The sequence below is a fragment of the Streptomyces sp. NPDC029164 genome, assembly GCF_055563995.1.
Genome location: NZ_JBVHWW010000036.1, coordinates 1 through 19,372 on the forward strand (window position 1 = coordinate 1; position 19,372 = coordinate 19,372).

The 19,372-nt window shown below is 71.6% G+C and carries 16 protein-coding genes and 1 pseudogene; 3 read left to right on the plus strand and 14 right to left on the minus strand.

What is annotated here, in order from left to right:
* Positions 1-223: 223 nt before the first annotated feature.
* The 4 genes and pseudogenes from ACZ4VT_RS29495 to ACZ4VT_RS29510 form a co-directional block, all read right to left on the minus strand.
* The gene (locus tag ACZ4VT_RS29495) at positions 224-1,099 is read right to left on the minus strand and encodes an alpha/beta fold hydrolase (RefSeq protein WP_467954186.1); all 876 of its coding nucleotides are present in this window, start codon (positions 1,097-1,099) and stop codon (positions 224-226) included.
* A 165-nt stretch (positions 1,100-1,264) separates the two neighbouring features.
* A complete protein-coding gene (locus tag ACZ4VT_RS29500; protein ID WP_467954322.1) occupies positions 1,265-1,981 on the minus strand; it encodes an SAM-dependent methyltransferase in 717 nt (238 codons plus the stop codon).
* A 39-nt stretch (positions 1,982-2,020) separates the two neighbouring features.
* Positions 2,021-3,211: pseudogene (locus ACZ4VT_RS29505) on the minus strand (glycosyltransferase); the annotation flags it as partial.
* A 421-nt stretch (positions 3,212-3,632) separates the two neighbouring features.
* On the minus strand, positions 3,633-4,274 hold the full coding sequence (locus ACZ4VT_RS29510; protein WP_467954188.1) for a hemerythrin domain-containing protein: 642 nt from the start codon (positions 4,272-4,274) through the stop codon (positions 3,633-3,635).
* 130 nt (positions 4,275-4,404) lie between these two features.
* Here ACZ4VT_RS29510 and ACZ4VT_RS29515 point away from each other — a divergent pair, with 130 nt between their 5' ends.
* Positions 4,405-5,298, plus strand: coding sequence for a LysR family transcriptional regulator (locus ACZ4VT_RS29515; protein WP_467954190.1), 894 nt, complete (start codon positions 4,405-4,407; stop codon positions 5,296-5,298).
* A 353-nt stretch (positions 5,299-5,651) separates the two neighbouring features.
* Here the strand turns inward: ACZ4VT_RS29515 and ACZ4VT_RS29520 are convergent, their stop codons facing one another.
* From ACZ4VT_RS29520 to ACZ4VT_RS29530, 3 genes are all read right to left on the minus strand, one after another.
* A complete protein-coding gene (locus ACZ4VT_RS29520) occupies positions 5,652-6,011 on the minus strand; it encodes a hypothetical protein (protein WP_467954192.1) in 360 nt (119 codons plus the stop codon).
* 82 nt (positions 6,012-6,093) lie between these two features.
* On the minus strand, positions 6,094-7,449 hold the full coding sequence (gene gdhA / locus ACZ4VT_RS29525) for an NADP-specific glutamate dehydrogenase (protein ID WP_467954194.1): 1,356 nt from the start codon (positions 7,447-7,449) through the stop codon (positions 6,094-6,096).
* A gap of 242 nt (positions 7,450-7,691) precedes the next feature.
* Positions 7,692-8,336: a dihydrofolate reductase family protein gene (locus ACZ4VT_RS29530; RefSeq protein WP_467954196.1), complete on the minus strand. Its 645-nt coding sequence runs from the start codon at positions 8,334-8,336 to the stop codon at positions 7,692-7,694.
* A 181-nt stretch (positions 8,337-8,517) separates the two neighbouring features.
* Between ACZ4VT_RS29530 and ACZ4VT_RS29535 the strand changes: the two genes are divergently transcribed.
* A complete protein-coding gene (locus ACZ4VT_RS29535) occupies positions 8,518-9,609 on the plus strand; it encodes a PP2C family protein-serine/threonine phosphatase (RefSeq protein ID WP_467954198.1) in 1,092 nt (363 codons plus the stop codon).
* 22 nt (positions 9,610-9,631) lie between these two features.
* Here the strand turns inward: ACZ4VT_RS29535 and ACZ4VT_RS29540 are convergent, their stop codons facing one another.
* The 6 genes from ACZ4VT_RS29540 to ACZ4VT_RS29565 all read right to left on the minus strand — a co-directional run bounded on the left by ACZ4VT_RS29540 (position 9,632) and on the right by ACZ4VT_RS29565 (position 16,345).
* Positions 9,632-10,615 carry an NHL repeat-containing protein gene (locus ACZ4VT_RS29540; protein ID WP_467954200.1) on the minus strand — a complete coding sequence of 328 codons (984 nt, stop codon included), beginning with the start codon at positions 10,613-10,615 and terminating at the stop codon, positions 9,632-9,634.
* 187 nt (positions 10,616-10,802) lie between these two features.
* Positions 10,803-12,524 carry a PKD domain-containing protein gene (locus tag ACZ4VT_RS29545; RefSeq protein WP_467954202.1) on the minus strand — a complete coding sequence of 574 codons (1,722 nt, stop codon included), beginning with the start codon at positions 12,522-12,524 and terminating at the stop codon, positions 10,803-10,805.
* Positions 12,525-12,629: 105 nt separating this feature from the next.
* The gene (locus ACZ4VT_RS29550) at positions 12,630-13,016 is read right to left on the minus strand and encodes an ArsR/SmtB family transcription factor (protein ID WP_467954204.1); all 387 of its coding nucleotides are present in this window, start codon (positions 13,014-13,016) and stop codon (positions 12,630-12,632) included.
* A 164-nt stretch (positions 13,017-13,180) separates the two neighbouring features.
* Positions 13,181-13,555 (minus strand): hypothetical protein, encoded by a 375-nt coding sequence (locus ACZ4VT_RS29555; protein ID WP_467954206.1) that lies wholly within the window; start codon positions 13,553-13,555, stop codon positions 13,181-13,183.
* A gap of 165 nt (positions 13,556-13,720) precedes the next feature.
* Positions 13,721-13,909 carry a hypothetical protein gene (locus tag ACZ4VT_RS29560; RefSeq protein ID WP_467954208.1) on the minus strand — a complete coding sequence of 63 codons (189 nt, stop codon included), beginning with the start codon at positions 13,907-13,909 and terminating at the stop codon, positions 13,721-13,723.
* Between the two features lie 117 nt (positions 13,910-14,026).
* The gene (locus ACZ4VT_RS29565) at positions 14,027-16,345 is read right to left on the minus strand and encodes an ADP-ribosyltransferase domain-containing protein (RefSeq protein WP_467954209.1); all 2,319 of its coding nucleotides are present in this window, start codon (positions 16,343-16,345) and stop codon (positions 14,027-14,029) included.
* A 286-nt stretch (positions 16,346-16,631) separates the two neighbouring features.
* Between ACZ4VT_RS29565 and ACZ4VT_RS29570 the strand changes: the two genes are divergently transcribed.
* Positions 16,632-18,122 carry an MFS transporter gene (locus ACZ4VT_RS29570; protein ID WP_467954211.1) on the plus strand — a complete coding sequence of 497 codons (1,491 nt, stop codon included), beginning with the start codon at positions 16,632-16,634 and terminating at the stop codon, positions 18,120-18,122.
* Positions 18,123-18,139: 17 nt separating this feature from the next.
* Here the strand turns inward: ACZ4VT_RS29570 and ACZ4VT_RS29575 are convergent, their stop codons facing one another.
* Entirely contained in the window at positions 18,140-19,294 is a 1,155-nt protein-coding gene (locus ACZ4VT_RS29575) for a mechanosensitive ion channel family protein (RefSeq protein WP_467954213.1), read from the minus strand.
* Positions 19,295-19,372: the final 78 nt, after the last annotated feature.

Here is a 19,372-nt window from a genome sequence, read left to right on the forward strand (position 1 = left end):
GCGGCCGAGACGGCGAACATCGAGAAACGCTGCTTCCGAGAAGTGCGAGCCATGAGGATTACTCCAAATAAAGGGGGGTGGGGGGAAGATTCGAAAGACTGTGCCGAAATGTCTGGTTTGTCCTTCTGTTAAAAGACTGACCTCCGCACTTCACGACGCTGTCCGCCGACTGTCACAGCCGCGTGACAGGCCCCCTCCCCCTCCCCCCTTCACCCGGTTCCGGTCACGCCTGAGCGGACGGGGTCTGGGCCGGGAGCGTGGCGAGGTCGCCCAGGGCGCGGGCCGCCGGCGCCGGGTCGACCAGCCACTTCAGATGGCTGCCCTCCAGCGTGCGGACGTCGTACGGGTTGTCCGGCGTCAGCTCGTCGCCCTCGCGGATCAGCCGGTCCTGGAGGGCGAGGGGCAGGCTCGCGTCGTCGGCCAGGCGGATGTAGGTCCTCGGGATACGGCCCCAGGTGGCGGCCTGGGCCCGGTCGGCGGAGCCGCCGGCGTCCAGGTTCTCGTCGGGCTGGAAGGTGTTCAGGAAGGCGAGGAACTGCTCGTCGGTGCCGTCGGCGAAGAAGGCCGCCTTGAACGCCGCGAGCGAGTCCGGATTCGCGGTGCGGAAGTTGACGCGGAGCAGGCCGAGGTCGGCGGGGTTCCCGGCCAGCGCCGAGGCGAAGGCGGCGGGGTCGACCCCGGCCATCTCCGGCTCGGCGTAGTAGTCGCCGACGTCGAGGCGGACCGGGCACCAGGCCGAGACGTAGACGATGCGGTCGATCAGGTCCGGGCGCGCGTTGGCCGCGGCCGTGGCCGTGATGCCGCCGCGGCTGTGGGCGACGAGGATCACGGGGCCGTTGCGCTTGGCCCGCTCCAGGATCCCGATCAGGTGCGCGGCGTTGTCGGCGAGCGTGACGCCCTTGATCGAGCCGGGGGCGGTGGCGAGGCCTTCGGGGTTCTGCGGCGCCTGGTAGGCGGGGGTGAAGGTCGCCCGGAAGCCGTGGCCGGGCAGGTCGACGGCGACCGAACGGTGCCCGAGGAGGCCGAGCTCGGCCTGGAGGGGCGCGAAGGAGAAGGAGTTCGCGAAGGCTCCGTGGACCAGTACGTACGTCGGTTGCATCTGTGTGCTCACTTTCCGGCCGCCGCGGTTCGGCGTCGGCCATGGCGGGTTCCCGGCTCGGCGAGCCGGCTCAGGGCCGAGGAGCGGGTCGCTCGGCCCTGTGCGGTCAACGGCTGCGCCGGGCGGGCAAGGGGGTGGGACATCGTTGCCGGCGGCCCTACGCGATCAGTGCGATGTCCGGCGCAGGACCAGGCAGAGGAAGCCGAAGCTGTCCCGGTAACCGTGCAGCCACTCCGTGCGCTGGGTGGTGGCCGTCTCCAGTACCTGTGCGGCGGCCGGATCGTCGGGGTGGTCCAGAGCCCATGCGGCGAGCGTGCCCCAGCAGGCCCACTCGTAGGCGTCCAGCTCACTGCGGGTGCTGACATGGCCGTGGACGGGGGTCCATCCGTCGGCGACGACGAGGTCCACCGTGGTCGCCAGGTCGGCGAGGTCGCCGAACATCTCGACGGCCTCGGGTGACGGGGTACGGTCCCAGAACGACTCGCCGATCAGGACGCGGCCGCCGGGAGCCAGGTGCTCGCGGGCCGCCGCGAGGGTGGGGAGAAGACCGCCGAAGGCATGCGTGGCGCCGACGCTGATCACCAGGTCGAACGGCTGTGCGGAGACGTGGTCCGCGGCCTCCCGCAGGTGGAGGACCAGGCGCTCGTCGACTCCGAGTGCGCTCGCCGTCCGGCGGGCCCGTGTCAGGGCGGCTTCGGAGACGTCGACGCCCTCGGCGTGCAGCCGCGGGCGTGTGGCCAGGGCGCGCAGGAGCCATTCCGCGGTGCCGCATCCGAGGTCCAGGACGCGCTCGTCGCCCCGCGGCAGGCCGCGTTCGAGCAGCAGGGCCACCGATTCGTCGGCGAGCGGCGACTTTATCGGGTGGTCGGCGTGGGCGATCATGGAGATCAGTTCGCGGCTGACCGGCGCGGCGTGCCCCGTGTCGAGGAGCAGCTTCGCGGCGACCGCCGCCCCGTCGGTGCGGATCGTGTCGGCGACGGCTTTGGCCCGTGCTTGCGTCTCGGGGGTCAGGGCCGTGGTGAGTGCGGCCGACAGGGATGCGAAGGTCGGGGTGGGGCCGTCGTGTGCCGCGCCGATGCCCAGGTCGGCCACGCGGGCGGCCCAGTGCGGCTGGTCCACGAACTGGGGTACCACCACCTGGGGTGCACCGGCCTGGGCGGCGGTGGTCGTGGTGCCCGCGCCGCCGTGGTGGACGACGGCCGCGACCCGGCGGAACAGGCGCTGGTGGTTGACGTCGCCGACGGCGAAGCAGTCGTCCGCGTCGTCCGCCGGGCCCAGGTCTGCCCAGCCGCGGGAGACGAGCACGCGGCGGCCCTGCGCGCGGGCCGCCTCGACGGTGGTCCGGGCGATGTCGGTGGCCGTGCTCATGGGCATGCTGCCGAACCCGACGTACACGGGTGGGGTGCCGGCGTCCAGGAACGCCTCCAGGTCGGCGGGCAGGGGGCGTTCGTCGGGCAGGATCCACGCGCCGGTCTGCAGGAGGTCGAGGTTGGTCAGGTGCTGCCACGGGCCCAGGACCGGGTCCGCCGCCAGCCACGGCTGTTCGGTGAAGACGTGGTCGCGGACGTTGTCCACCGGGGCGAGGCCGATCGCCGTGCGGTGGGCGTTGAGGGGCTTGAGGTAGAGGGCGTTGACCTTCTGGGCGTCCAGGTCCCACAGGGCCTGGTGGTCGGTCAGGTCGGGCGGAGCCGGCGGGCCGGGGCGCGGCGACGGCCGGTAGTGCGCGGAGGGCATCTCGAACGGGTGGAAGCCGGCGTACACGTAGCGGATGCCCAGTTTCTCGGCCACGGAGCGGGCGCCGGCCGGCATGAGACCGCTCGCCACCAGCACGTCACAGCCCTCGGCCGCCCTGGCGACCGTGTCGAAGTGCGCGGCGACGAGCTCGGCCGCGAACGCGGCCGCGTCCGAGGGCGGTGCTCCCGTGCGCAGCGCGCGCACGTCGCGCCCGAAGGGCACCAGTTCCGCGCCGACGCCGGCCAGCAGTTCCGCGAACTCCTCGTCCGGTGGTGCGCACACGCGTACCTCGGCGCCGAGTGTGCGCAACTGGGCCGCCAGGGCCGCCAGCGGCGCGATGTCGCCGCGCGATCCGTACGCCATCAACAGCACGCGCATGTCGTGTTCCTCGTTTCTGTGGTGGGGGGAAGTGGCCTGTGGGTGAGGTCAGGTCGTGGGCAGGTCGAGCTGGAACTCGCGGGTGCGCCGGTAGGAGCGGAATGCACGCCGTCCGCCCCGGTGGCCAGCCAGGTCCGCCGGCGGCTGCCCGGGGCGGGCTGGGTGAGCTGGGCGTGGATCTGTCCGGGGGCGGGGGGCGGTGTTCCGGGCAGGTCGTGGGCCGTCGAGGCGGCGACGACCCGATGCCCTGCGGCGGCCTCGGCGGCCGAGGCGTGCCGGAGCTCGATGACGTGTACGGATTCGGGCAAGGTGAGGGCTTTCGTGGTCGGGGCGGGCCGGGGCGGTCGTCAGTCCGGCGGGGCGGCCGGGCGGTGGGGCGGTGGGGCGGCGGGGCGGCGGGGCGGCGGCTGATGAGGCGGTGTCAGGCCGTGGTGCCCGGACTCCAGCGGTCGAGCACGGCGTACGCCGGGATCCACCGGGTGGTGCAGGCGGTGTACGCGGGTGCGGGCAGTCGGGCGAGGAGCCTCTTCGCTGTCGGTGTGTCGGCGCCGTCCAGCAGCCACGGCAGCAGCAGCGGTGCGTCCCTGCCGATGTGCCGGGCCTGGACCCGGCCGAAGTGGCTCCCCTGCTCGGCTGTCAGCTCCCGTCGGACCAGCGGGAGGGCCGCTTCCTCCTCGTGCTTGAGGTGGCCGGCCAGGCCGCGGGTGAGCGCGTCGGCGAGCTGGCCCAACCGCAGCGAGCCGGCGCCGGGGTCGGTCAGCGCGCCGTCGATGGCCTCGATCACCGGGGTGATGGCGGCGTGTTCGGCCTCCATGACCTCCAGCAGCGCCAGGTCCTTCGGCCGGCCGGCCAGGTTCTGCCGCAGCGGCGGCCACAGTGCGTCGTCCTGGGCCGTGTGGTGGGCGTGGAGGGCCTTCTTGAAGAGCGTCCAGCCGGCAGCGGTGGCCAGCACCTGCCGCGGGTCACGGTCCGCGGCGGTGGTGACCCGGTCCAGGTGGGCCAGTTCCCGGCGCAGGGCCGTGTGCATCGCGTACGTCACGGTCAGGTCGATGACGTCGCTCATGGGCACACGAAGGGAGGGTCTTGCACGCGTGACTGCATGCCTTAAACGATCTTCCGGTTCGCACGTAAGATCAAGGAACACTTGTGCGCGGTTCGATAACCGCCGGGTTATCGATGGAGGGCCGGGGCCGGTGGAGCTGCGGGACATCGAGATCTTCCTGGTGCTGGCCGAGGAGCTGCACTTCGGCCGGACCGCGCAGCGGCTGCACGTCTCCCAGGCGCGCGTCAGCCAGGCCGTCAAGAAGCAGGAACGGCGCATCGGTGCCGAGCTGTTCGCCCGTACCAGCCGCACGGTGCGCCTGACGGAGGTCGGCCGCCAGTTCCGCGACGATCTGCAGCCGGTCTACGCGGGCCTGCACGAGTCGCTGGAGCGGGCCCAGTTGGCGGCCCGCGGCATCACCGCACAGCTCCGCGTTCACCTGATGCCGTTCAACGTCGTCGATCTGCACCCCTATTGGAAGGTGTTCCGGGCGCGGTACCCGCACTGGGGACTCCAGATCCGCCAGGCGACCTTCACCGATGTGTTCGGCCAGCTCCGCAGCGGTGCCATGGACGTCATCGTCGCCTGGCTGCCGGTGGAGGAACCGGACTTCACCGTCGGGCCGACCCTGTGCACCGATTCGCGGATCCTCGCGGTGGCCGCCGACCACCGGCTCGCGGAACGGGAGTCGGTGCCTCTGGAGCTGCTCGCCGACTTCCCTCACGGCACCGCCCGCGGCCTGCCGGACTACTGGGAGGACAGCTACCTGCCCTTCCACACCCCGCGGGGCCGGTCGATCGAGCGCATCTCGTCCGCGGCATCGGACAATGCCGATCAGCTGATCAACCACGTCGGCATGGGCGAGATCATCCACACCTTTCCCGGTCATGTCACCAGGCACTGGGGCATGCCGAACATCCGATGGCTTCCCCTGCCCGACATGGCGGCCATGCGCTTCGCCCTGGTGTGGCGGACCGAAGCCGAGAACGACCTCATCCGCGCTCTGGCCGGCACGGTACGAGACCTCGGCGTGTTCCGCTTCTGACGGGGCGGCTCATCCCTCCGGCGCCGCGGTCCCCCGGTCCAGTGCTGCCGAGACCGCGGCCATGAGCCTGTCTCCCGCGCGGTCGACGCTGCCGTTCTGCGCGCTGATCCGGGGCGCCTTCCAGGAGGAAGGCGATCTCCGCGGAGACGTCGTCGGGCGGGTGCGCGCCGGCCCGTGCGCACATGGCCGTGAGGCGGCGCCGCTGATCGGCCTTGTGGTTCTCGATCAGCCGGCGGGCCGGATGGCCGGGCTCGCCCAGGCCGGCGAGGGAGTTCACGAACGGGCAGCCTCTGCGGACGCTGTCCGGCAGCCCTTCGGTGACGAAGCGTGCCACGCCGAGCAGGAAGAGTTCCTCACGCCCGGCCCCGGCGACGCAGGGTGTGCAGGGCGAGGGCGGCGGTGGCCGCGGTGAGGATGCCCGCCGTCATGAATCCGTCGCGTGAGCGCCAGGAGAGCACCGACCAGCGGGACTGTGCGGACAGCATCGAGCCGGTGCTGAGCCAGGAGCCGGCGGAGAGCAGGGAGAGGGAGGAGCCGATGGACGCGGCGGAGAGGGCCGAGCCCACCGAGCCGACCGACAGGACCGAGCCGACGGATCCGATCGACAGCACCGAACCCACCGACCCGATCGACAGGATCGAGTCCTTGGACCAGAGGGAGAGGAAGGACCTGTCCTTGCGGCACCACGGGTTCGCCGACGCGTGTGGGAGCACGACATCCAGTGTGTCACGCGAGCGGTCCTGCGCATGTGCTGCCGCCGGGTGCGGCAGCACATCGGGTGGTGTGATCGTCGGGTCAGATGACGCCCTGTGCCAGCATGGCGTCCGCGACCCGTTCGAAGCCGGCGATGTTCGCGCCGGTGACGTAGTCGCCCGGGGCGCCGTACCGTTCGGCGGTCTCGTGGGCGACGGCGTGGATGGAGCGCATGATGGCGGCGAGCTCGTCCTCCACCCGCTGCGCGCTCCAGGCCACCCGGCCGGCGTTCTGGCTCATCTCGAGGGCGCTGACCGCGACGCCGCCCGCGTTGGCGGCCTTGCCGGGCCCGAACGCGACCCCGGCGTCCCGCAGGATCCGTACGGCCTCGGGGGTGGTGGGCATGTTGGCGCCCTCGGAGACCGCCTTGACGCCGTTCGCGACGAGTGTGCGGGCGTCCTGGGCGTCGAGTTCGTTCTGTGTCGCGGAGGGGAAGGCCACGTCCGCGGGGACCTCCCAGACGCTGCCGCCGGGCACGTAGCGTGCCGAGGACCCGCGCCGCTCGGCGTACTCGCTGACGCGCCCGCGCTCGACTTCCTTGATCTGCTTGAGCAGCGCGAGGTCGATGCCCTTGTCGTCGACGACGTAGCCCTGGGAGTCGGAGCAGGTCAGCGGGTTCGCGCCGAGCTGCTGGAGCTTCTCGACGGTGTAGAGGGCGACGTTTCCGGAGCCGGAGACCACTGCGGTCAGGCCGTCGAGGGATGCGCCGCGGACGTGCAGCATTTCGGCGGCGAACAGGACGCTGCCGTAGCCGGTGGCCTGGGGGCGGATCGCGGAGCCGCCCCAGCCCTGCCCCTTGCCGGTCAGGACGCCGGCCTCCCAGCGGTTGGTGATGCGCCGGTACTGGCCGAAGAGGTAGCCGATCTCGCGGCCGCCGACGCCGATGTCGCCCGCGGGCACGTCGGTGTGCTCTCCGATGTGCCGGTGCAGTTCGGTCATGAAGGACTGGCAGAACCGCATGACCTCGGCGTCGGAGCGGCCGCGCGGGTCGAAGTCGCTGCCGCCCTTGCCGCCGCCGATCCCGAGGCCGGTCAGCGCGTTCTTGAAGATCTGCTCGAAGCCGAGGAACTTCACCACGCCGATGTCCACCGAGGGGTGGAAGCGCAGGCCGCCCTTGTACGGGCCGAGCGCGCTGTTGAACTCGACGCGGTAGCCGCGGTTGACGTGGACCCGGCCCCGGTCGTCCTGCCAGGGGACACGGAAGAGGATCTGCCGCTCGGGCTCGGTGAGCCGCTCCACCAGGGCCACGGCCGGGTCGGCGTACTCGGGCCGGGCGGTGAAGACGGGGGCCAGGGTCTCGAGGACCTCCCGTACCGCCTGGTGGAACTCGGGCTGTGCGGGGTTGCGGCGCTCGATCTCGGCCCGCAGTGCTTCCAGCCTGTCCTTCGAGTCCTTCACGTGTGTCCCTCCAGGAAGTGCGCGGTGCGCGGACGACGGCAGGTGCATGATGCCCACGGGGCCGCGAGTTCCGGTCGATTTCGGGTGCAGCGCGCCCCGAACACGCACTTTCGGAAAAGTTTTTCCGGAGGGCGGCCCCCTTTGCGGAGGCTATCGCGCACGGCGCCGCTCTGGGGAAAGCTTCTGTCCCGCGGACAAAAACGTCCCCCCGCGCCGGTGCCCGTGCGGGCTGCCGTGAGCGCTCAGGCGCCGCTGGCGACGCCGCGGTCGGGTGCGCTCATGTCCCCAGTGGCGGGGATGCCGTCGGCGAGCCCGTAGCGCAGGTAGACGGTGCCCTTCGGGCCGGCTGCCGGGGGTGCGAGGAGCGTGAGGTTGGCGGGCACCGCGCCGTCCTCGAAGACCTTCTTCCCGACGCCGAGCACGATCGGGTGCACCCAGAGGTCGAGACGGTCGAAGAGCTTCTCGCGCAGGAGGGTCTGCACGAGGTTCAGGCTCCCGACGACCTTCACGTGCTCGTGCCGGTCACGGATCTCGCGCACCGCGCCGGCGAGGTCCGGGCCGAGCCGGGTGGACCCGGCCCACGGCAGGTCGGGCCTGCCGCGGGAGGCCACGTACTTCGGGACGCTGTTGAAGAGCGCGGCGATCTCGCCGTCCTCGCCGCCCTTCTGGCGGGGCCAGTAGGCGGCGAAGATGTCGTACGTCCGCCGGCCGAGCAGGAGGGCGTCCGTGCCCTCGTACGCGGCCCCGACCTGCGCCCCGGCGACCTCGTCCAGCAGGGGTGCCTGCCAGCCGCCGAAGGGGAACCCCGCCGGGTCCTCGTCGGGGCCGCCGGGCGCCTGCCCGACGAGGTCGAGGGTCGCGAACAGCTCGATTTCGATGAGGCCCATGGCGTGCTCCCGGTGAGTGGGTTGTCTCCGTCAAGAGACAGACCCGCGGTCGCCCGCGTACTCATCGCCGCGACGGGCCCCGGTTTCACCCGGCCGGAGGGCCCGGCCGGGGAGCGGGGGCGGGCGGCCGGCTCTGTTCGCCAAAGCGCTATGCCCTCATTGCGCACATATTCTGGGAAGTGTGATCGAGTCTGGACGGCCGCGGCCGCGTCGGCGCTACGGCCGGGGGTGGCTTGTACGGCTGTCGCCGGTCATTCTGACCGTCGTGATCGCCAGCCTGGCCTACGGCACTCCGCGGGAGATGGCCTTCAGCCGGCTCCTGCCCGCGGCGCCGGCCCTGGCCGCCGCCATGTGGCCGGTCCTGCCCACCGTCCTGCTCGGGACGGTCTGCCTCTTCCTGATGATCGGCCTCGGCTTCCTCTTCCCCGATCTGGGCACGTGGTGGACGGCCGCGGGCATCATCGCGGTCACCGTGGCCGCCGCGTACGGAAGCCACGTCCGGCTCCAGCGGGAGCGCACCCTCTTCCAGGTACGGCTCGTCGCCGACGCGGCGCAGCAGGTGGTGATGAGCCCCATGCCGCGCCGCCTCGGGAACATCGAGATCGAGTCGCTGTACCTGGCGGCCGCGGCGGAGGCCCGCATCGGCGGGGACTTCTACGAGGTGGTCGACACGCCGTTCGGGGTGAGGCTGCTCATCGGTGACGTGCGGGGCAAGGGCCTGCCGGCGGTGGGGGCGGCCGCGGCGATCGTCAACGCCTTCCGGGAGGCGGCCTACGGCGAGGTCGACATGGTCGACGTCGCGCGCAGGATGGATGCCAGCAGTACCCGTTACAACGCCGCCTTCGCCCCCGACGGGCCGCTGGAGCGCTTCGCCACGGCCCTGCTCGTCGAGGTTCCGCGCGAGGGCGGTCGTATCCACATCCTCAATTGCGGGCACCCTCCGCCGCTTCTTCTGAACCGGGGCAAACTCCGTGTCCTGGAGTCCGCCACCCCTTCGCCGTTGCTCAGCCTCGCGGAGCTGATCGGTGATCATTACACCGTCGACACCTTCGATTTCTCCTCCGGTGACCTGCTGCTCCTCTATACCGACGGGATCGCCGAGGCCCGCGCCCGCGACGGCGAGTTCTTCCCGCTGGCGGCGTGGATGGGCCGGCAGCCCCCGACACCGCCCCGTGAACTGCTCACGGCTCTTCACGGCGACCTCCTGCGCTACAGCAGAGGACGCCTCGACGACGACATCGCCGCCCTCGCCGTACGCCTGTGCGATCCCTGAGGGGTGGGGTCGCGGTGCACGGTCACCGGGCCGGGGCGGCCTGTGGGGTGCGGGGGCGGGTGCGGGTGTCCGGGGGGAGGGCCAGGCCGGTGGGGGTGTTGAGGCCGGTGGAGTTCAGGGTGCTCTGGGTGCCGTCGGGGCGGACGCGCAGGACGCGGTTGTTGAAGCCGTCGGCGACGTAGAGGGTGGCGTGGCGGTCGACCGCGAGGCCGAGCGGGCTGCTCAGGCCGGTGGTGGGGACGGTGGTCTGGGTGCCGGTGCCGGCGGCGATCCTCACCACGCGGTTGTTGCCGCTGTCGGAGACGTAGAGGTCTCCGGTGGCGCTCAGGGCCAGTCCGGTGGGCTGCGAGAGGCCGGTGGCGGGGACGGTGGTCTGGCCGGTGCCGTCGGCCGGCACCTTCACCACGCGGTCGTTGACGAAGTCGGAGACGTAGAGGTCGCCGTCGGGTTCCAGGGCCAGGCCCCAGGGGTGCAGCAGGCCGGTGGTGGGGACGGTGGTCTGGCCGGTGCCGTCGGCGGGCACCTTGACCACGCGGTCGTTGAAGCTGTCGGCGATGTAGAGGTCGCCGACGGGGTCGAGGGCCAGGCCCAGGGGGCGTGAGAGGCCGTCGGTGGGGACGGTGGACTGGCCGCCCCCGTCCGGGAGGAGCCGCACCACGCGGTTGTTGCCCGTGTCGGAGACGTAGAGGCTGCCCGTACGGTCGAAGGCCAGGCCCGTCGGGCGGACCAGGCCGTCCAGGGGGAGGGTGCTCTGGCCGCCGCCGGTGGGCAGGGTGACCACGCGGTCGTTGCCGTAGTCGGACACGTACAGCGGTGGGGAGGCGTGCGGGCGGGCGGTGTGCGGGCGGGTGTCGTGGGGCTGGGTGACGCCCACCGCGCGCGCGGGCAGTACGCACAGGAGGAGCAGTCCCGTGACGGCGGCGAGGCCGCGGGTCAGCGGGCGGCGGAGGCGGCGGGCGGGCTGCGGCGGTTCCTGTCCGTGTGAGTCGGCCGGGACGCGTTCCACGATGCACCCACCTCTTCCGCAAGGGCCGGCCGCCTGATCGTGCCGGCCCGGTTCCGCCGACCCTAGGCGGGGGCCGCGAGCCGGTCCGGAGCCACGCCATCGGCGGCGGCGCGGCCACTCCAATGGGCTGCCGCCCCTCACGTTCGCCGGTCGGGGTGGCCCGCCGGTACGGGCCACCCCGCGGGAATCACTTCGACTGGTAGACGCCGAAGACGTCGAGCACCAGGTCGGCGTCCTGATGGCCCTGGTTCCAGAAGGTGATGACGCCGTGGTCGCCGTCGCTCGCCTGCACCAGGTTCGGGACGGTCTCGCCGGCCGTCCAGTTCAGGGTGGAGGAGCCGGGGCGCGGCGCGGTGGGCGCGGCGGGGCCGCCTTCCGCCGGCAGCGGGTAGGGGCCCGGTGCCACCGAGAGGTATCCGGTGCCGCCGGTCTCGGTGACGGTGGTGTTCAGCACGTAGGCCTCGACGCCCGGCGGGGTCTCGCCCTCGGGTGTGAACCCCTGCGTGATGTACTCGCGGGCCCGGAACCGGCCGCCGGGCCAGCCGTAGGCCTCCTCGCGGGTGTCGAGCGTCCGGAAGGGGGTGAAGGGCAGGAAGGCGGCCTTGCTGTCCTTGCTGTAGTAGCCGACGACGTCGACCACCACGTGGGCCGGCATCCAGGACCCGTTGAACACCTTGACCGTCCCGTCCGCGGCCACCGGCACGATCACCGCGTTGGCCACCGTCTGGCCGGCCACGAAGTTCAGGTTCGACGCCGTGGGCACCGGCCCGGTGCCGGAGAAGGCGGTCAGGTGGCCCGGCCCCTGGGGCTCGGTCACCGTGACGTTCAGCGCCACGGCGGTGATGCCCTGGGGCACGCCCTGCAGGCCGCCGATCCGGGTCGTGAACGCGCTGCGCGCGGCGAGCTCGCCCCGGGGGGCGCCGACACCGTCACGGGTGTCCACGAACCGGGCGGGCGTCATCGAGGTGTAGCCGCCGGCCGAGGCCCGGGTGAAGTAGCCGGTGACGTCGGCGATCAGGTCGACCGGCTGCGGGCCGCCGTTGTAGAGCTCCACGTACCCGTCCTCGCCGACCGGCACGATCACCAGGTTCGGGACGGACCGGCCGGCCGTGTAGTTCAGGTTCGAGGTGCCGGGGCGGTCGTAGCCGGTGCCGGGCCAGGCGGTCACGTACCCGCTGTCGACGGTCTCGGTGACGGTGACGTTGAGGGCGACCGCGGTGACGCCGGCCGGGACGGCGGCGTTGCCGGCGATCTTCACCCGGGCGGAGCCCAGTCCGGGGACCTTGGCGGCGGCGGGTGCGCCGGTGCCGTCGCGGGTGTCGAGGAGCCGGGTGGGGGTGTGCGGGGTGAAGTCGGAGCCGGGGGTGAGGAAGGCGCCCCCGTTGGTGGCCTGGACGGCGTTGGCGGTGTCGGTCACCGTCACCTTCACCTGGTACTCGCCGGACTTGTCGTACGTGTGCGAGTGGCGCAGCTCGGTGGTGCCCTGGGCGGTGACCGTGTCGGTCTTCCCGTCGCCCCAGTCGATGACGACGCCGAGCGCGAAGTCGGCGCTCGCGATCAGGGTGGTGAGGTCGATCCCGTGGGCGGTGTGGCTGGTGCCGCTGACGTCCACCGCGAGGGCCGGGTTGGCTCCCGCGTCCGCCGCGTCCGCTGCGGCCTGCCCGCTCCGGGCGGTCTCGGCGGTCTCGGCGGTCTGCGGTGCGGTGGTCTTGGCGTTCGCCTTGCCGTTCGCCGCGGCGGTGGCGGGCAGGGTGGTGCGGATCGTGCGGTCGGCCGGGCTGTGGAAGCCCTCGGAGGTGGCTGCCTTGGCTATCGCCTCGGCCACCCCGGCCGCGACGGGTACGGGATCCGCCGCCTGCGCGGTGCCCGGGATGATGCCGAGACCGGCTGCCACGAGGGCAGCGGTCATTACGAGTCGGTGGTTGCGCACCGGCCCCCCAGTTGTGGTGATGAGCGAGAAGAGGGGCCAACGTATGTAAGGTTCCGGCCAAGGGTCACGGAATCCTGGCGGGATTCACTCCATAGGGGCCAAGGCTTTACCGGCTGTGCGGTTTGTGATCGACAGCTCGGGTGTGTCGGCGTGCCGGAGTTCGGCGAGCAGCTCGCTCTGTCCTGCCAGCAGTTCGGTGAGGATGCGTCGTGCGGCCCGCAGGAGTTCCGCGACGTCGCCGCCGGCGAGGGCATAGCTGACGGTGGAGCCGTCACGTATGGAGACCACGATCCCGGATCGGCGCAGTACCGCGAGCTGTTGGGAGAGGTTGGACGGTTCGATCTCGATCTCGTTCAGCAGTTCGCGTACGGGTACGGGGCCGTTCTGGAGCAGTTCCAGTACGCGGATGCGGACGGGGTGTCCGAGCATGCGGAAGAACTCCGCCTTGGCCTGGTACAGCGGCACCTGCATGCGACAACACTCCCACCCGGGTTCGGCTTTTCATGAGCTGGCGGCCAGACCTCCATCCTCCCGCCCCCTGGCTCCGGCCCGCCCCTCACTGATCACATTCAGATGTGCCGAGTTGAAGACTCTTTCAACTCGTGGGCATGCGGAGCCGGGAAGCGGAAGGACGGTTACAGCTCCAGTTCCGCCTCGATGCGCTTGAGCTGGTGCCTGGCCATCGCCAGGTTCGCCCTGCCCTTGTCCAGGACGATGTAGAGGAACAGGCCGTTGCCGCCGCGGCCCTTGATCAGCCGGATCAGGTGGTACTGGCTGCCGAGGGTGATCAGCACGTCCTCGATGTCCTCGTCGATGCCCAGCATCTCCATGGTGCGGAGCTTGGCCCGGATCACATCGGTGTTCCCGGCCGCGGCCACCGTGAGATCGAGGTCCTTGCCTCCGCCCAGCGTTCCGAGGGCCATGCCGCTCGTGTAGTCGACCAGTGCGGCCCCCACGCTCCCCTCGATCGAGGTCATCGCTTCCTTCAGAGACGTCTCGACACTCACCATCAGTACTCGCTCCTTCGGTTCTTGACGGCCCCGGCCGGCTTCACGGCTCCGGCCGGGTGATGACGGCCGACGCTATCGACTGGCCGCCGGGAGGGCGGGGAAGATCCGATATTCGGCGGGAAACGATCCCCCGCGCGGAGCCGGCCCGCCTTGACGGGGGCGCGGTCAGGCGCCGCCGTGCGGGCGGGGCGGGCGGCGGCGCCGGTGCGCTCCGTAGAGCACCAGCCCCAGGCCGATGGCGAGTTTCGCGCTCGCCGCGGCGGTCGACGGCGCGCTGTGGCGGGCCGGGGGCTCGCCCCCGGCCGGCAGCACCACGCACGCGATCACCACGACCAGGTTGGCGAGCCACGACAACAGGCACGGGTGGGTGGCAGGAGGCCCGCCGCGCCCGCTCAGCCGCCCCGCCCCTTGGCCTCCCCGAAGACATCGGCATCACCCGTGACGTCATCATGAGGGGCCCGGCCGAGCGGGTCAGGACACCAGGGGGGCGGCGTCCACTTCGGTCAGCCTGACCGTGTACAGGCCGCTGCGCTCGCTCTTCACGTCCGTCACCTTGAACTGCGTGCCCGGTGTGAGGATGTACTCCTCCTCCCCCGTGAAGGCGGAGAAGCTCCTGATCCCGACGGCCTTGGCGGGCGTCACCTCGAAGAGGGTCCGCTTGCCGCGGCTGCCCAGGAAGGACCGCGCCACGTTCAGCTGGGAGGTGCACGAGGAGACGCCCCACCAGGTGACCGTCCGGCCCACCGGGTACTGCGCCCGCAGGTCCAGCGACACGCCGCGCCACAGCGGCTGCGTGTGCGCGGGCAGCCCCGAGACCGCCGCGAACAGCAGGCGCAGGTACGGCAGGTAGGGCGTGACCCTGCTGCGGTCCGGGGAGCGCAGGACGGCGTTGATCTCGCGGTAGAACGCGGACTCGCAGGTGTAGAGGTAGAGGGCGGCGATCGCGTCGGCGGACAGGCCGCCGGACATCTCGTCCGCCCGCCGCTTGCCGAAGTCGCGTGAGCGGTCGATGTGTCCGGCGAGCCCGGACAGCGTCCGGGCGACCGGTGCGACGGCGTCCTGGAAGTCCATCAGCGGGGTGTCGAAGACGCCGGTGATCGCGGGGAGGACCAGGCCCTCGTCCTTGACGCTGGTGAGCCGCTCCAGGTACAGCTGGTGGAGGTTCATGGTCGACTCGATGAAGGCGCCCATGCGTGCCGCGACTCCCCCGTCCGCGCCGGCCGGCCCCGCGTTCCATCCCTTGCTGGGCAGCCAGTCGATGACGTCGGCGCCCAGCGAGGTGAGGGCCTCGTTCACCAGGGCGAAGTGGTCGCCCTCGCAGAAGATGTCGCCCTGCGCCGCCGGGTTCGCGTGGTCGATGTGCCGGACCTCGACGTCCGGGTACTTCTCCTGCAGTCGCAGGACGACCCTCTTCAGGTTGCGGGCGTGCGCCCCCCACCAGGCGAAGACGATCCCGCGGTCCTCCTCGTCGGCGTCCTGCTTGGCCTTGAGGATCTCCTCGACGATCCGTTCGGCGACGGGCCGCCAGAACGCCGTGTGCTGGTCGGCGCCCATCGCTCCGTCGCCGCTGGCGGTGAGCGAGGCGTTCAGCAGCAGCACGCCCTGGGTGAGCATCGCCTGGAACCACTCCGGCGGCAGGACGGTGTCCTGCTCCTTCAGCAGCGCGCGCACGTCGGCGATGGGCGTCTTCTTGGCTATGCCGTACTTCCACATCGCCGCCGCCTTGATGAGGCAGCGGATGCTGACGACCCTGCCGAACTGGCTGTCCTTCCAGTCGCTGAAGGTGTTGTCGAACATGGCGATGCCGGTCGCGCTCTCCGGCCGCGGGTAGGGGTTCTGGCCGAAGGCGACGACCTTCCACTTGTGCGGCGGGTGGGGCTTGAGGGCCTGGAAGGTCAGCTCGCGCACCGGGACGACCTCGGGGCTGCGGCCCTTCCCGATGAAGCGGGGGGCGTCCGGCAGCGCCTCGATGACCGGCTTCAGGAGCGGGAGCCAGGGCTCGCCGCCGCCGTCGAAGAGTTCGGTGAGAGCCAGGGGGTCGTTCGCGTCCGTCATGGCAGAGGGGCTCTCGTTCGTCGTGGTCGGGGCATGGACCGGGCCGGCGGGGTGGCCGGCCGGGGCAGACGGGACGGCCTTCGGCACCACGATGCGCACCCGCTCCTCGACGGGGGCGTTCTCGATGCCGTTCAGCTGCGTGACGATCGTGGCGCGCAGCTCGTCGTCGTCCTCGAACCAGTGGTCGTGGAAGAGGGTGTAGCCGGTCCACATGAGGTTGGCGCAGACCCTGGCCGGGACCCGGCCGGTCTGCGCGCCCATCCCGACCAGGGCCACGGAGCGGATGCTGCCCGGCTTGTGCCGGTTCTGCCGGTGGACGGCCTGGAACGCGGCGGCGCACGCCAGGGCCACGTTCAGTGTGGCGCTCACGTTCTGCGAGGACTGGACCATGGTCGGCGTCGATATCAGGTAGCGGGGGGTGGTCGCCCCCGAGGGGACGCAGACCGCGCTGCCCACCGGGAGGGCTCCGGCGAACCGATCGCGGATCGCGCGCTGCACGCGTACCTGGATGCCGGATCCGAGGTGGCGCTTGATGGCGGCGTCGACCCCGCCGTCCATCCGGCCCCGGGAGTTCGTCGGGGTGACCCAGGCGTCGACGTCCTCTTCGAGGATGGAGCCCCGGCGGATCTCGATGCCGGGGGTGTCCGCGAACGCCGCCCGCCATGCCTCCACCACGCGCTCGTTCACGTCGGTCAGCACCACCCTCAGCGTGGGCTGAACACTGCTGTCGGTCATCGTCCGCTCCTGTCGGGAAAGGCCCTTGCCACACTCCGAACGTAACCGCCGGCACTGACAACGGAGCTCCCGCGCGAGGGTGGTGACCAGCCGTCACAGCTGCGGAAACGTCCCGCCGGGACCGTTCGGGCCCCGCCGGGTGTGTCGCGCCGGGTGTGTCCGGAGCGTGCGCGCAAGCTGGGACGCGGCCACGGGCGGCCGTCCCGGCGTGCGCGGCCGCATGTCCGACCGGTTCGCGGGAACCCGGCAGGCGAGGGGGGCGTTCGAGAAGGAGGAACAGGGAGCCATGGCATCCGACTCGTCGCCGGTGCCCGTGCCGGCCACCACGGGCACCGTCACCACGGCCGTGCCGGCCCGCCTCGACCGCCTGCCGTGGTCCCGGTGGCACTGGATGATCGTGATCGGCCTCGGCACCGTCTGGATCCTCGACGGCCTCGAGGTCACCATCGTCGGCAACGTCGCCGGCCGCCTCGCCGAGGAAGGCAGCGGCCTCGACATCACCGCCGCCCAGGTCACCGGTGTCGCCGCCGCCCTCTACGTGGCGGGTGCCTGCTCCGGGGCGCTCTTCTTCGGCTGGCTGACGGACCGCTACGGCCGCAAGAGGCTCTTCATGGTGACCCTCGTCGTCTACCTGGGCGCGACCGCGATGACCGCGCTCTCGTTCGAGTCCTGGTGGTTCTTCCTCTTCCGCTTCCTCACCGGCTTCGGCATCGGCGGCGAGTACGCGGCCATCAACTCGGCGATCGACGAGCTGATCCCGTCCCTCTACCGGGGCCGTGTCGACCTCATCATCAACGGCAGCTACTGGCTGGGCGCGATCGGCGGCGCCCTGCTGTCCGTCGTGATGCTGGACACCGACATCTTCCCCAAGAACCTCGGCTGGCGGCTCAGTTTCGCCCTCGGCGTCGTCCTCGGCCTGGTCATCCTGCTCGTACGCCGGCACGTTCCGGAGAGTCCGCGCTGGCAGTTCATCCACGGCAGGGAGGAGGACGCCGAGGAGCTGGTGTCGTCGGTGGAGCAGCGGATCGAGCAGGAGAAGGGCGCGCCGCTCCCGCCGCCGGCCGGCGAGATCACCATCCACCAGCGCAAGAGCATCGGCTTCGGCCTGATCGCCAGGACGGTCTTCGGCCGCTACCCGCGCCGCGCCGTCCTCGGCCTGTCGCTCTTCATCGGCCAGGCGTTCCTCTACAACGCCGTCACCTTCGGCTTCGGCACCATCCTGACGACGTTCTTCGACGTGCCGACGGGCAGCACCGGCTACTACTTCGCCGTGATCGCCGCGGGCAACTTCCTCGGGCCCCTGCTGCTCGGCAAGCTGTTCGACACGGTCGGGCGCCGGATCATGATCTCGTCCACCTACCTGCTCTCGGGTGCGCTCCTGTTCGGCACGGCATGGCTGTTCGACCAGGGTTCGCTGACGGCGACGACCATGACGGCCTGCTGGTGCGTGGTGCTGTTCTTCGCGTCGGCGGGCGCCTCCAGTGCGTACCTGACCGTCTCGGAGGTCTTTCCCATGGAGACCCGGGCCATGGCCATCGCCTTCTTCTACGCCCTCGGTACCGCGGCCGGCGGCATCAGCGGCCCGCTGATCTTCGCCGACCTCACCTCGTCGGGCGTGGTCGGCGACACGGCGCTCGCCTTCCGGATCGGCGCCGCGCTGATGTGCGCCGCCGGCCTCGTGGCGGCCTTCCTCGCGGTCAAGGCCGAGCGCCGCTCGCTGGAGGACATCGCCGAGCCGCTTTCGGTGGCGAAGCCGGACCCGGCCTGCTCGCGGTGACCACGCCCTTCATCGGCCTAGCGGCCGCTGTCGGTGAGTTCGGTGAGTTCGGTGCGTTCGGTGCGTTCGGTGCGTTCGGTGGCGATCGAGGGTGACGCCCCGCGCTGGTGGGGTACGGGCGCGTGCGGGGGCGACGCGGGGTGCTCGTCGTGCCGGAGGGCGACACTGCGGGTCGGGGCGGGGATGGAGATGCCCTCCGTACGGAAGCGCCGGTGCAGGCGCTTGATGAACTCGTGCTTGATCCGGTACTGGTCGCTGAACTCGCCGACGCCCAGGATCACGGTGAAGTTGATGCGGGAGTCGGCGAACGTGTGGAAGCGGACGGCCCCTTCGTGGTCGGGGACCGCGCCGTTGATGTCGGCCATCACGCCGTCGACGACGTCGAGGGTGACCCGCTCGACGTGCTCCAGGTCGCTCTCGTAGCCCACGCCCACCTGGACCAGGATCGAGAACTGCTGTTCCGGCTGGGTGAAGTTGGTCATGTTCGTCCGTGCGAGACGCCCGTTGGGGATGATGACCAGGTTGTTCGACAGGTTGCGGACCACGGTGTTGCGCCAGTTGATGTCGACGACGTACCCCTCCTCGCCGCTGGTGAGCCGGATGTAGTCACCGGGCTGCACGGTCTTCGAGGCGAGGATGTGCACCCCGGCGAAGAGGTTGGCGAGGGTGTCCTGGAGTGCCAGGGCCACCGCCAGGCCACCCACTCCGAGGGCGGTGACCAGGGGCGCGATGGACACGCCGAGGGTCTCCAGGGCGACGAGGACGCCCATCACGAGGACCACGATCCGGGTGATGTTGACGAAGATGGACGCCGACGCGGCCACCCCGGTGCGGGTCCCCGCCACGGACTGGACCAGTCCCGCGACGACCCGCGCCGTGCTGAGCGTGGCGATGAGGATGAGCAGCGCGGTCAGGGACTGGTTCACGAACCCCGAGACCCGGTCGGTGAGCGGCAGGGTCGTGGCGGCCACCGCGGCGCCGGCGATGAGCGCGGCGCCCGGGGCGATGGTGCGCAGCGCGTCGACGATGACGTCGTCGCCCTTCCACCGGGTCCGCTCGGCGTGCCGGCCCAGCCATCGCAGGAGGGCGCGCAGCAGCAGTCCGGCGGCGGCGCCCGCCGCCAGGGCGATGCCCGCGACGAGCCAGTCGTGGAGGACGAGATCGCGGTTCAACGGACCTCCTCCGCTGCGCGTTCCCGGCCCGGGGGTGTGGCGGCGGGCGCTGCCGGGCGTCGTATGAGGTGTGTCGTC